Consider the following 12,702-nt stretch of genomic DNA (forward strand, 5'->3'; position numbering starts at 1 on the left):
TCTTTCGGTCAGTACTTTTCGGTCAGTTTGGCCGGTTCGCCGATCGCGGCGCAAAACGCGACAGGATCTGGATCAGCGACATGCACGTCCAGGTAATGGCGAAGGCGATGATGGCAAGTGCCGCCGGCTCATAGGCGCGATTGGCGCCGATGTTCTGCAGGTAGGGACCGAAGGCCGGCCGATTGAGCAGGCTGGCCATGGTGAATTCGCCGAGGACGATAGCGAAGGTAAGGAAGGCGCCCGACAATACCGCGATCAGCACATTGGGCAGAATGACACGGGCGATGATCGTGCCCCAGCCGGCGCCGAGGATCTGCGCCGCTTCCGTCAGCGTGCGCACGTCGATAATGCGAAGCCCGGTGTCGACGGCGCGGTACATATAGGGCAGCGCCAGCGTCGCATAGCCGATGACCAGCAAGGCGTTGGTGCCCGTGTCGCTCGCCAGGAACGGCAGCGGCGAGTTCGATCCGTACATTCTGATGTAGCCGAAGACGATGACGATGGCCGGGATGACCAGCGGCAGCAGAGTGATGAACTCGACGACCGGTCTCAGTTGCGGCAGCCGTAGCCGGATCCAGTAGGCGGTGGGCACAACAATGAGCACGCCGAGGATGATGGTGAAGATGGCGGCAAGCACCGAATAGCCGAAGGTCGCCTGGAAGCGGGGGTCGCCTAGCACGACCTCGTAGGCGTCGAAGGAATAGACCCCGCGCCGCATGCGCATCGAGAATTCCACGGTCGCGATCAGCGGAATGAAGAAATAGGCCGCACCCAGCGCGAAGACGACCCAGGCCCAGAAACGTCCGCTCTTCATTTGAGCCACCTTTCGCTGCGCGTCCGGAACCAGATGTAGAAGACGTTGGCGAGGCCGGTGATGACGATCATGCCGAAGGCAATGGCATAGCCGAGATGCGGGTTGTGCAGCACGTCGCCGCGGATCTGTGCGTAGAGCACGATGGGAATGATGTTGAGCGACGAGCCGGTCAGCGCATAGGCGGTGGCGATAGCGCCGAAGGCGTTGGCAAACAGCAGGATGACGGTGCCAAGAAAACTCGGCCATATCACTGGGATGACGACCATGCGCCAGTATTGCGCGGTGGTGGCGCCAAGCGTCGCGGCCGCCTCGCCCCATTCCTTCTTCAGTCCGTCGATCGCCGGCGTGATGATGACCACCATCAGCGGGATCTGGAAATAGACATAGGTCAGCGTCAGGCCCCAGAACGACAGGATGTTGAAGCCGTGGGCGTAGATGTTGAGGCCGAACACGGTGTTCAGGATCACCGTCGCGAGGCCAAGCCGGCCGAGCGTGGCGAGGAAGGCAAAGGCTAGCGGCACGCCGGCGAAATTCGAAGCCACGCCGGAAAAGGTCAGCGTCGCCGAACGTATCCAGTTCGGCAGGCCGCCCCGCACGATGGCAATGGCAATGGCCAGACCGGCAAATGCCCCGATGAGCGACGAAGCGAGGCTGATCTTGATCGAGATCCAGTAGGCGGCAAGGATAGTGGGCAGCCTGCAGTTTCCGTCGACCCAGGAGATCCAGGAATCATATTGGCACTGCATGTAGTTCGACAGATTGGGTGGGTCGAAGATACCGACAATGTTGTCGAAGGTGAACGTGCCGGCAGCGTTCTGGAAGGCGCCGAGCACCAGATACAGTGTGGGCAGGACCAGGAACATGATGGCGAAGATGAAGAACGGCGCCACGCCCAGCCATTGCGTCGGCAGCCGAAACGCGCGCGCCTCGCTGGGCGGCGCCGTCTTCCCGGCAATCGCGTGATCGGAAAGCGAGAGATCGGTCATGCGCCGGCTACCGTCTTATCGCATCGGCCCGAAAATCGAACTCGATTTTCGGAAAGCACGATGCGAAAATTTGAGTTCTAGAGCGTACCTTGTGCGTCCGACGCACGTCGCTCTAGTGGAATACCGGGCGGCGGTGAAGCCGCCCGGCGGTTTTCAACCTTACTGAACGTTGGCGCCGACGACGGCGTCCCAGTTCTTGGTGATGACTTCCTTGGCCTTGCCCTGCTCATCGAGCGTCGGGAACACCGCGGCCTCATAGGATGCGGCCGGCGGCAGCTTGGCCATCACGTCCTCCGGGATTTTGCCGTTCTTGGCGAGATCGTTGAAGCGGATCGGGTGGCAATAGCCCTTCAGCCAGCCGATCTGGCCTTCGTCGGAATAGAGATATTCCAGCCAGAGCTTGGCAGCGTTCGGATGCGGCGCGTAGGCGCTGATCGCCTGCACGTAGACGCCCGCGACGACACCGGTCTTCGGCACGACGACGTCGACCGGCGGATTGCCTTTCAGCGTGTCGCGGCCGGCAAGCGCGTTGTAGTCCCAGTTGATCAGGATCGGTGTCTGACCCTGTGCAAGCGTCGCCGGCTTGCCGATGACCGGCACGAAATTGCCGGCGGCATTGAGCTTCTTGAAGAACTCGAGACCGGCAGTACCTGCGGCTTCACCGGCCGCGGCGCCGCCTGAAAGACCAGCGGCGTAGACCGCCTGGATTGCCTGGTTCGAGGCGCGTGGATCACCGGCAAGCGCGACGGCGTTGGCGTATTCCGGCTTAAGAAGATCGGCCCAATCGGTCGGCACTTCCTTGACCAGATCCTTGTTCACCATCATCGCCAGCACGCCGTAATAGTCGCCGGTCCAGTAGCCTTCGGGATCCTTGGCGCTGTCGGGGATCGTGTCCCAGGTCGACACCTTGTAGGGTTGGATCAGGCCGTCGGCCTTGGCGGTCGGGCCGAAGGACAGGCCGACGTCGATGACGTCGGGCGCCTGCGGGCCCTTATTGTCCTTGTTGGCCTTGATCGCCTCGATCTCGTCGCCGGAGCCGGCATCGGGGTTGAGCTCGTTGACGGTGATTTCCGGATATTTCGCCTTGAAGCCGGCGATCACCGCGCCATAGCCGCACCAGTCATGCGGCAGCGCGATGGTGGTGAGCTGGCCTTCCGCTTTGGCGGCGGCGACCAGTTCATCCATTGACTGCGCCGACGAGATGGCAGAGGTCGCCATCAGGGCGACGGCCGTAAGGGAAAGTACTTTTCCCGTGAATTTGAACATGTGTTCTCTCCGTTGAACTGACGCCGTTGGACGCCTGCGATGCGGTATCGTTTTCGTATGACAGCCCGATGAATGGTTTGTGAAAGCGATGCCCTGCAGTACGAAAAAGTAAACTCTTTTTAACCGGCTGTAGCAATCGCTTCGCGACTATTTTTCCGGCTAATGAATTTCAGTCTTACCTTTCATCTTTCCCCTTTCTTTGCCCTTAATTTCCCGGATCAGTTTCCGGCGCGAATACTGTCTCAGACGGTGCCGGCAATGGCATTGTCGAGCAGCGTCAGCGCCGCCTTCCTGGTCAGCTTGACCGGGTTGCCGCCGGCGGTCGGATCGACCACCGCCATGTCGGCGATCAGGCCCTTGCGCTTCTTGTCCATGTCGAGCCCCTTGATCAGGCCCGGCAGCGCGTGCGGCACCTTCAATTCCTTGCGCAGCTTGGTGACGGCCTTGGCGAAGCCGTCGAAGCCGCCCTTGATGCCGCAATAAGCCGCGAGCCGGGCGATGCGGGCCTCGATGGCGTCGCGGTTGAAGGCCAGCACATAAGGCATGAACACGGCGTTGGTCATGCCGTGATGGGTGTCGTAGAGCGCGCCGATCGGATGCGACAGCGAGTGGATGGCGCCCAGCCCTTTCTGGAAGGCGGCGGCGCCCATGGCGGCCGCGCTCATCATGTGGGCGCGGGCGACGAGATCCTTGCCGTTGGTATAGGCCTTCGGCAGGTTCTCGAAGACGAGCCGCACGCCTTCGACGGCGATGCCGTCGGCCATCGGATGATAGCCCGGCGCGCAATAAGCCTCGAGGCAATGGGCGAGCGCATCCATGCCGGTGCCGGCGGTGATGAAGCCGGGCATGCCGACCGACAGTTCCGGATCGGCGATGACGATGGCCGGCAAAAGTTTCGGATGGAAGATCACCTTCTTGGTGTGGGTCGCTTCATTGGTGATGACGCCAGCGCGGCCGACCTCCGAGCCGGTGCCGGCCGTGGTCGGCACGGCGATGATCGGTGCGATCGCGTCGGAGTTGGCGCGCGTCCACCAGTCGCCGATATCCTCGAAATCCCAGACCGGCCGCGTCTGGCCGGCCTGAAAAGCGATCAGCTTGCCGAGGTCGAGCGCCGAGCCGCCGCCAAAGGCGATGACGCCGTCATGCTTGCCCTTCTTGAACTCGGCAATGCCGGCGGTCAGGTTGGAGTCCACCGGATTCGGCTTGACCTCGGAAAACACGCCATAGGGTACCTTGGCATCGTCGAGGATCTTCAACGTCGAAGCGACGACCGGAAGTTTGGCCAGCCCCGGATCGGTGACGAACAGCGGCCGCTTGATGCCGGTGGCTTCAAGCACATCAGGCAATTCCTTGATGCGCCCCGCGCCGAAGCGCACGGTTGTCGGATAGTTCCATTTGGAAATCAATTTTGTCATTTCTGTCTTTCAAAAAAATCAGATGGCTTCACGCAGATGATATGATTTCGGCCTCGTCAGATTGTCGTAGCCGATGGCCGACAGCGACGCGCCCTTGCCGGTGTCCTTGACGCCGGTCCAGACCAGCGCCGGATCGAGATAGTCGCAGCGGTTCATGAACACGGTGCCGGTCTCGACGCGATCACCGATCGCCGCCGCATGCTCGGTGTCGCGCGTCCAGATCGAGGCCGTCAGCCCGTAGGGGCTGTCGTTCATCAGCGCGATCGCCTCTTCGTCGTTGCGCACCTTCATGATGCCGACGATCGGCCCAAAGCTCTCCTCGCGCATGACGCTCATCTGGTGATCGACTTCGGTCAGCACTTCCGGCGCCAGATAGGGCGAGCCTTGCTCGTCGTTGGCCACCCTCATGTTGATATGCGCTTTGGCACCCTTGCGCAGGGCCTCGGCCTTCTGCTCGCGGATCAGGTCGGCAAAGCGCGCCTGTGCCATCGGCCCCATTGTCGTCGCCTGGTCGAGCGGGTTGCCGACGACGTAGTTCCTGGTTTCAGCGATGAAGCCTTCGACGAATTCGTTATAGACCTTCTCGTGGACATAGACGCGCTCGATGCCGCAGCAGCACTGGCCGGAATTGTAGAAGGCGCCGTCGACCAGGTTGGCGACGGCATGGTCGATCTTGGCATCGGCCAGGACATAGGCCGGATCCTTGCCGCCGAGTTCAAAGCCGAGCGTCATGAAGGTGCCCGCTGCGGCCTTTTCGATGGCGCGGCCGCCGGCAACCGAGCCGGTGAAATTGACATGGTCGATCTTGCCCGAGCCGAGCAGTTTTTCGGTCTGCGCATGGTTCATGACGAGGTTCTGGAACAGACCCTTGGGCAGGCCTGCCTTGTCGAACGCCTGTTGAAAGCGTTCGCCGACCAGCAGCGTCTGCGCCGCATGCTTGAGGATGACGGCGCTGCCGGCCATCAGCGCCGGCACGATGGTGTTGACGGCGGTGAGATAGGGATAGTTCCACGGCGCGATCACCAGGACCACGCCGAGCGGCACCTTCTTCACATAGCGGCGAAACCCGTCCTTGGGATTGGAGGCCATCACCGGCTTGAGTGCCGCTTCCGCAATCTCGACCATGTAGCTGGTGCGTTCCCTGACGCCGCCGAACTCGCCGCCATAGCGGACCGGGCGGCCCATCTGCCAGGCGATCTCCGGCACGATCTCGTCGGTCATGGCGACCAGCGCTTCCAGCATGGCAAGCATGTACTTGCCGCGCTCGACGATCGGCGTCTCAGCCCATTTCTCCTGCGCCGCCTTGGCACGCTCGACCGCGGCATTGATCGCCTGGTCCGTGGCGATGGGCCGCTCGGCATAGATCGAACCATCGACGGGAGATTTAATCTTGACCGTTTCGGTCATTCCTTGAGTCCTCGCAATTTACGACAATCTCGGTTTTGAGCCGCCCGCCCGTCCGGCAGCAAAGCTGAACGGCGACGCTGGCGTAGTTTAGTACCGCTCAAACCCCCTGTGCAGTTCCCAATCGGTAATGCGGCGGTCGTATTCGAACTGCTCCCAGTGCGCCGTATGGACATAATGCTCGAGCACGCCGTCGCCGAGCGCCTGCTTCAGCATCTCCGATTTTGCCAACGTCTCGGTGGCATCACGCAGGGTCTTCGGAATTTCCGGCAGCTGAGAGGCTTGATAGGCATCGCCGACGAAGGGTTTTTGCAGTTCAAGCTTTTCGTCGATGCCAGCCAGGCCGGCCGCGATCAGCGCGGCGAAGGCGAGATAGGGGTTGAGATCGGCGCCGCCGATGCGGCATTCCATGCGGATGCCCTTGGTGCCCTCGCCGCACAGGCGGAAACCGGCGGTGCGGTTGTCCTCGCTCCACATGATCTTGGTCGGCGCGAAGGTGCCGGCCTGGAAGCGCTTGTAGGAGTTGACGTAGGGCGCCAGGAACCAGGTGAATTCCCTGGCATATTTGAGCTGGCCCGCCGCCCATTGCTGGCCGAGCGTCGACAGTGTCCATTCGGCCTTTCTGTCGTAAAAAAGCGGCGTCTCGCCGTCGGCGCTCCACAGCGAGTTGTGGATATGGCTGGAATTGCCGGCCAGCCCGTAATTGTACTTGGCCATGAACGAGACCGCCTTGCCTTCGGACTCGGCGATTTCCTTGGCGCCGTTCTTCAGGATGACGTGGCGGTCGGCCATCTCGAGCGCCTCGGCATAGCGGACATTGATTTCTTCCTGGCCCGGACCCCACTCGCCCTTGGAGTTCTCAATCGGAATGCCGGCTGCCTGCATCTCGTTGCGCAGCCGGCGCATGACGCCTTCTTCCTTGGTGGTGATGCCGATCTGGTAGTCGCCGATATAGGGCGAGGCTGTGTCGAGGCCCTGCCAGTGCTTCTTGCGGGCGGAATCGTAGGTTTCGCTGAACAGATAGAATTCGAGCTCGGAGGCGAAATAGCCGAGATAGCCACGCTCGGTCAGCCGCTTGACCTGCTTCTTCAGGATGGCGCGCGGCGAATGCGGCAAGTCGTCATGGCTGTGATGGTCGAGCACGTCGCAGATCACCAGCGCCGTCTTTTCCAGCCATGGAATGCGCCGCAAGGTCGACATATCCGGCTTCATGACGAAGTCGCCATAGCCTTTCGACCAGCTCGCCGCCTTGTAGCCGGGCACCGGTTCCATATCGATGTCGGCGGCCAGCAGATAGTTGCAGCCATGCGTCTCGTCATGGGCGGAATCGACGAAATACTGTGCCAGGAACCGCTTTCCCGCCAGCCGCCCCTGCATGTCGACAATGCACGCCAGCACGGTGTCGACCTCACCGCTGGAGACCGCCTTCTTCAACTGGTCGAACGAGAAATTTCCGGCCATCTTGCAAGCTCCGCCGCCCTTATGGCGCTTCGAGAGTTCAAATCTGGACCCGGCCGCGGGAAGCGGCCGGGTAGGTTTCGGGTTCGAGACAGGTCAGGCTTTCTGCGCGTGCTCCAGCGCGAACTCTTCTTCCGGCGACAGGATCAGCTTGTGACGGCCGACCAGCCCGAAATAGACGATCGCGATGGCGAACCACAGCGCCACCCAGACCACGCCCTTGGTGAAGTTCGCGTCCTGAATCTGATAGAGCAGGGTGACCACGCCGATGATGATCGTCAGCACGGCGCCCGGGACGCCGAGCGGACTGCGATAGGGACGTTCCATGTTCGGCTGGTTCTGGCGCAGCAGGATAAAGGACACCGCCTGCAGGATGTAGGAGAACATGGCGCCGAACACCGCCATGTTCAGCAACACCGAGCCGATGAGCGAACCGGCCGTAGCGCCGCCCAGCGCGAACCACATGATCAGCATGATGCCGAAGCCGACGATAGCGCCCGCAAACATCGCCACATACGGCGTCTTGTAGGATTTGTGGGTGACCGACAGCGCCGACGGGAAATAGCCGGCGCGGCTCAGCGAATAGACCTGCCGGCCCATGGCGAAGATGATGGTGTGGAAACTTGCAATCAATCCAATCAGCGCGATGACGCCAAGCAGCACTGCACCGGAGTCGCCATAAATCGCCCGGAAGCCGTCAAGCAAAGGCTCGCCGGAAGTCGCGAGCTTGAAGGAACCGACTCCGATGACCGACGGGTTGAGCAGCACGATCATGAAGGCCGAGACCATCAGCGTCAGCATGCCGGCGATAATGCCGCGCGGCATGTCGCGCTTGGGGTCGACCGATTCTTCCGCCGCCAGCGGAAGCTGCTCGATAGCCAGGAACAGCCAAACCGCAAAAGGCAGCGTCGCCAGCACGCCCGAGAAGCCGAACGGGAACATTGAGCCATTGCCTTCGGGAAGCTCCATCGCCGCTCCGTCCGGGCCGACGCCGATGTTCAGCGCCCAGCGCGAAAAGTCCATGCTCGGGATAGCGCTGATCCAGAAGACAATCAGCACGGCCAGCGACAGCAGCGTGACGATCAGCGTGACGCGGAAGGACAGCGCGACGCCGAAAATATTCAACGCCAGGAACAGCCCATAGGTCACCAGCCACCAGAGCGGCGGCCAGACGCTGGAGTCGGGAAAGGCGACCGACCAGATGCCTCCCATATAGGAGCCAATGAAGAAGGCGATGACGGCGGGCGTCACCACATACTCGACGTTTTCGCAAAGCCCGGTGATGAAGCCGCCCCACGGCCCCATCGCCGTCCGGGCGAAGGAGTAGGCAGCGCCGGTGTGCGGCAAAGCCGGGCTCATCTCGGCAATCGAGAAGACGAGGCCGACATACATGATGGCGATGATGATGCCGGCCACCAGCATGCCGCCCCAGCCGCCTGTCCCGAATCCGAAATTCCAGCCCGAAAAATGCCCAGATATGACGGCGCCGACGCCGAGCGCCCACAGATGCCAGACATTGGCGTGACGCACCAGTTGCCGGTCCTCGAAATAAGATTTGTCGCGCTTCGCGTATGCGACGCTGCCAACTTGCTTCGTATTACCGCCTGCCATTTGAAAGTCCCCTTCTTCTTGTCAGTTGACCGGTTCCACCGGATGGCCGAGCCCGCGCCGGCCAGATCCCTGGGATCCGGATGACGGCTCGAGATCGGAAAAAATCCCCGTGAGCAGATCCGCCCATTTTCGCTGCCCGGCTTCGTCGGATATTTCGTCGTTGCGGATTTCGATCATCGCGCAGGGTAGCTCCTGCGGGCGCGCGTGCCGTTCCAGCGTGAAATAGACACGGTCGGCCGGCGAATAGGGTTCGTTGATGCCGACTGTGACGCCGGCGAGCCGCTGCAGCGCGGCGACGAGCGGCGCTGCCAGCCGACGATCCTCGTCATGGATGACGCCGATGTGCCAGGGCCGGCTCTTGCCGTTGTAGACCGGGTTGAAGGAATGGATTGAAACCAGCCGCGTCTCGAGCCCGCGCGCCAGCCTTGTGTCGATGATGTCAGCGACCGCATCGTGAAAAGGTTGCCAGGACAGGGCGATGCGCGCGGCGCGCTGCTTTTGCGACAGGCCGGCATTGCCCGGAATGGTTGTGGTCTCGCTGACCGGCGGCACCAGATCGGGTGCGTCGAGCGGGCGGTTGCAGTCGATGACAAGCCGCGAAATGCGGGTCTCGACCAGCGTCGCGTCAAGCGCCGCGGCCATGCGGCGGGCCACCGGCAGCGCGCCGGGATCCCAGGCGATGTGGCGGGAAAGCTCTTCGGCAGCAAGGCCGAGCGTTCCGAATTCCGGCGGCAGGAAATTGGAGGCGTGGTCGCAGGTCAGCACGAAAGGGCTCGATCCGCCGGGGTTCGTCACCCCTACGGTTTCAGGCGATGCAAGGCTGGCGGGCCGTGCTGTCTCCATTATCCTGTCGTCCCCGGGGAGCGCTGTATCGTATGTTACGTATTTTGCCTCATTGCGTCCCTGTGGATGATTTCATACAGTTTGTCCGGCTTTGTCAAACGCGATTTCGGGTCAAATGCGATTTCGGCAAAACGGCCGGGCATGGGGAAAAGATGATTTCGAGCATTGCCGAACTGATCTCGGACCGCATCGGCACGATGCCGGCGGGCGAGCGCCGCGCAGCGCAGACGCTGATCGCCAGCTATCCGCTGATCGGCCTGAAGACGGTCGCCGAATTCTCAGCTGCCGCTGGCGTCTCCTCGCCGACGATCCTGCGTTTCGTCGCCCGCCTCGGCTTCCAGAACTACCCGGAATTCCAGTCGGCGCTGCAGGACGAACTGGCGGCGCAACTGCAGTCGCCGGCATCGCGCACTCTCAACCCGCCATCGCCGAACGGCGGCGCGGGGTCGCCGATGCTGGAGGCGACGCTCGACAACATGCGCGAAACGTTCAGGCACCTGTCCGACAAGCAGCTTGCCGACATCGTCGCAAAGCTTGCCGACCGACGCGGCAAAACCTTCCTGATCGGCGGCCGCTTCACCGATCCGCTGGCGCGCTACATGGCCGCCCACCTCGCCATCATCCAGCCCAACGTCTTTCACCTCGCCGGACAGGAAAGCGTCTGGCGCGATCGGCTGATCGACATGGGCAAGCGCGACGTGCTGGTGATCTTCGACATCAGGCGCTACCAGGACAGCCTGGTCCGCTTCGCCGAGACGGCACACCAGCGCGGCGTGCAGATCGTGCTGTTCACCGACCAGTGGCTGTCGCCAATCGCCCGCTTTGCCCGCCATGTCATCGCCGGGCGCACCGCCGTGCCCTCGGCCTGGGATTCTTCGGCGGCCCTTTTCGTCGTGGCCGAAACGCTGATCGGCGCCGTCACCCGGCAGCTCGAGGCCGACGGCGCCAAACGCATCCGCGAGTTGGAAGGCCTGCGGTAGAGGCGCGGGCTGAACAGACGAACCCCACCCGCAGCAAAAAGTATTTTCAAGCAGTTTTTCAGCTACCCTAAGAATCACTTTTCGCGAGATACGCATTTGACGCATCATTTTTCATAAGTTAGAATCATTTTTCAGGGATTTTGGTGGATCGTACCAAAATTCGAGTGCGAGGTACGGTTTTCATGGCTGCTCCGCAGGAGCATCAATTTTCAGGGCCGGTGAACGTTTTTCAGGAACTGCGCCTTCCTGAAACCGCGACTCTTGCCGGCTACAGCGCGCTGATCGGGGCCTATGGGCTTGCCGTGCCTCTGCCGCGGACTCTCTCCGCCACCGGCGAGCATCACCGCATCACCGAGCGGGACGGCTGGCGCATCATGACGCCCCGGCATGCGCCGCCTTCAACCCTTGAAGGCCACCTGACCTTCGCTCTCAAATACGAAGGACTGGACCTGGCTATCCTCAAGCGGCTGTTTCTGGCGACCGGAACCGCACCGATTGAAGCGCTTGTTCGCAAAAGCCCGACCGGCAGCTACGCCCGCCGGATCTGGTTTCTCTATGAGTGGCTGACGGACACGCGCCTCGATCTCCCCGACGCGACCGCCGGACGCTATGTTCCTGTTGTCGACCCCGAACTGCAATGGGCGGCGCAGGACAAGACCGCTCCGCGCTACCGCGTGAAGGACAACCTGCCCGGCACGCCGTATTTCTGCCCGCTCGTGTTCCGCACCAAAGCCCTTGAAGAATTCATCGGCCTCGACCTGCGTCGGCGTGCGCAGGCGATCGTCGCGAACGTGCCGCGCGACCTGCTTGCTCGGACGGCCACTTTCCTTCTGCTCAAGGACTCGCGATCAAGCTATGCGATAGAGGGCGAGCGTCCGCCGCAGGACCGCATCCAGCGCTGGGGCCGCGCCATCGGCGAGGCCGGTCGTCAGCCGCTTGACCGCGATGAGCTGCTGCGCCTGCAAAGGATCGTGCTCGGCGATGCCCGCTTCGTGAAGCTCGGCTTTCGGCAGGAGGGCGGCTTCGTCGGCGGGCATGACCGCGACAACCGCATGCCGCTGCCCGATCACATCAGCGCCCGGCCCGAGGACCTGGAATCGTTGATCGACGGCATGGTCGCGTTCGACCGCGGCCCCGCCCAGAGCCTCGATGCGGTCATCGTCGCGGCGATCCTCGCATTCGGATTCGTCTACATCCACCCGTTCGAAGATGGAAACGGCCGCATTCACCGTTACCTGATCCATCATGTCCTTGCCGCGCGCGGCTTCAACCCGCGAGGAGTAGTGTCCCCTGTTTCGGCCGCGATACTGGAGAAAATCGACGAGTACCGGGGCGTGCTTGAGAGTTATTCGCAGCGCCTGCTGCCGCTGATCGAATGGCAGCCGACGCCGCAATTCAATGTCCGCGTCCTGAACGACACTGGGGATTTCTACCGCTTCTTCGACGCGACGCCCCACGCCGAATTTCTCTACGCCTGCGTCCGGCGGACGATAGAAAAGGATATTCCCGACGAGACCGCCTTCCTGCACCGCTACGATCAGTTCCGGCAGCAGGTCGATGCCTTCATCGACATGCCCGAGCGTCTAACCGATCTGCTCTTTCGCTTGCTTCATCAGAACGGCGGCCGCCTTTCGAACCGCGCCCGTGAAAGGGAATTCGCCGCTCTAACGGATGACGAGGCGGAGCGGATCGAGGCGATCTACCACCAAACCTTCGGACCCGGCCTGCAGGCATGATTGTTCCATGGGTAACATCTATCGCGGCGCTTTCGTCACTTCCGGCAATCGAACCGCTCCGTTGGCGACCTGAACTCGAGCGCCTGATCGCTTCCGCGCCGGAGAAGGCGTGCGCGCCAGGCTGCAAACGCAAAACGGCCCGCGTGAAGCGGGCCGTTTTGAGGATTTGGTTGCGGGGACAGGATTTGA

At 62.1% G+C, this 12,702-nt stretch carries 10 protein-coding genes; 2 read left to right on the top strand and 8 right to left on the bottom strand.

Translation table 11 applies throughout. The features are described 5' to 3' along the window. Window positions 1–22: 22 nt before the first annotated feature. From AC0L17_RS22220 to AC0L17_RS22255, 8 genes are all read right to left on the bottom strand, one after another. On the bottom strand, window positions 23–814 hold the full coding sequence (locus AC0L17_RS22220) for an ABC transporter permease (RefSeq protein ID WP_473517411.1): 792 nt from the start codon (window positions 812–814) through the stop codon (window positions 23–25). Beyond that, window positions 811–1,800, bottom strand: a complete 990-nt coding sequence (locus tag AC0L17_RS22225) for an ABC transporter permease (RefSeq protein WP_287343856.1) — start codon at window positions 1,798–1,800, stop codon at window positions 811–813. Before AC0L17_RS22225 ends, AC0L17_RS22220 begins: the two co-directional genes overlap by 4 nt. A gap of 159 nt (window positions 1,801–1,959) precedes the next feature. Then, window positions 1,960–3,066: an ABC transporter substrate-binding protein gene (locus AC0L17_RS22230; RefSeq protein ID WP_473517412.1), complete on the bottom strand. Its 1,107-nt coding sequence runs from the start codon at window positions 3,064–3,066 to the stop codon at window positions 1,960–1,962. 242 nt (window positions 3,067–3,308) lie between these two features. Beyond that, a complete protein-coding gene (locus tag AC0L17_RS22235) occupies window positions 3,309–4,481 on the bottom strand; it encodes an iron-containing alcohol dehydrogenase (RefSeq protein WP_473517413.1) in 1,173 nt (390 codons plus the stop codon). 18 nt (window positions 4,482–4,499) lie between these two features. After that, window positions 4,500–5,888 (bottom strand): aldehyde dehydrogenase family protein, encoded by a 1,389-nt coding sequence (locus tag AC0L17_RS22240; RefSeq protein WP_473517414.1) that lies wholly within the window; start codon window positions 5,886–5,888, stop codon window positions 4,500–4,502. An 87-nt stretch (window positions 5,889–5,975) separates the two neighbouring features. Beyond that, complete coding sequence (locus AC0L17_RS22245) at window positions 5,976–7,346, bottom strand: glutamine synthetase family protein (protein ID WP_473517415.1); 1,371 nt, start codon at window positions 7,344–7,346, stop codon at window positions 5,976–5,978. Between the two features lie 93 nt (window positions 7,347–7,439). Continuing rightward, window positions 7,440–8,954: an amino acid permease gene (locus tag AC0L17_RS22250; RefSeq protein WP_473517416.1), complete on the bottom strand. Its 1,515-nt coding sequence runs from the start codon at window positions 8,952–8,954 to the stop codon at window positions 7,440–7,442. Window positions 8,955–8,975: 21 nt separating this feature from the next. Further along, the gene (locus tag AC0L17_RS22255; RefSeq protein WP_473517417.1) at window positions 8,976–9,797 is read right to left on the bottom strand and encodes an N-formylglutamate amidohydrolase; all 822 of its coding nucleotides are present in this window, start codon (window positions 9,795–9,797) and stop codon (window positions 8,976–8,978) included. Between the two features lie 152 nt (window positions 9,798–9,949). On the opposite strand from AC0L17_RS22255, the gene AC0L17_RS22260 reads away from it, so the two are divergent. Together AC0L17_RS22260 and AC0L17_RS22265 are read left to right on the top strand one after the other, a co-directional pair. Beyond that, the gene (locus AC0L17_RS22260; RefSeq protein WP_473517418.1) at window positions 9,950–10,777 is read left to right on the top strand and encodes a MurR/RpiR family transcriptional regulator; all 828 of its coding nucleotides are present in this window, start codon (window positions 9,950–9,952) and stop codon (window positions 10,775–10,777) included. A gap of 182 nt (window positions 10,778–10,959) precedes the next feature. Further along, entirely contained in the window at window positions 10,960–12,513 is a 1,554-nt protein-coding gene (locus AC0L17_RS22265) for a Fic family protein (RefSeq protein ID WP_473517419.1), read from the top strand. The last annotated feature ends 189 nt before the right edge of the window (window positions 12,514–12,702 follow it).

Source organism: Mesorhizobium sp. WSM4829 (assembly GCF_055811475.1).

Bases quoted from the DNA above. Each gene is read 5' to 3' on its own strand.
- AC0L17_RS22230 (WP_473517412.1), bottom strand. From the start codon at position 3,066: ATGTTCAAATTCACGGGAAAAGTACTTTCCCTTACGGCCGTCGCCCTG.
- AC0L17_RS22240 (WP_473517414.1), bottom strand. From the start codon at position 5,888: ATGACCGAAACGGTCAAGATTAAATCTCCCGTCGATGGTTCGATCTAT.
- AC0L17_RS22245 (WP_473517415.1), bottom strand. From the start codon at position 7,346: ATGGCCGGAAATTTCTCGTTCGACCAGTTGAAGAAGGCGGTCTCCAGC.
- AC0L17_RS22225 (WP_287343856.1), bottom strand. From the start codon at position 1,800: ATGACCGATCTCTCGCTTTCCGATCACGCGATTGCCGGGAAGACGGCG.
- AC0L17_RS22260 (WP_473517418.1), top strand. From the start codon at position 9,950: ATGATTTCGAGCATTGCCGAACTGATCTCGGACCGCATCGGCACGATG.
- AC0L17_RS22265 (WP_473517419.1), top strand. From the start codon at position 10,960: ATGGCTGCTCCGCAGGAGCATCAATTTTCAGGGCCGGTGAACGTTTTT.
- AC0L17_RS22250 (WP_473517416.1), bottom strand. From the start codon at position 8,954: ATGGCAGGCGGTAATACGAAGCAAGTTGGCAGCGTCGCATACGCGAAG.
- AC0L17_RS22235 (WP_473517413.1), bottom strand. From the start codon at position 4,481: ATGACAAAATTGATTTCCAAATGGAACTATCCGACAACCGTGCGCTTC.
- AC0L17_RS22255 (WP_473517417.1), bottom strand. From the start codon at position 9,797: ATGGAGACAGCACGGCCCGCCAGCCTTGCATCGCCTGAAACCGTAGGG.
- AC0L17_RS22220 (WP_473517411.1), bottom strand. From the start codon at position 814: ATGAAGAGCGGACGTTTCTGGGCCTGGGTCGTCTTCGCGCTGGGTGCG.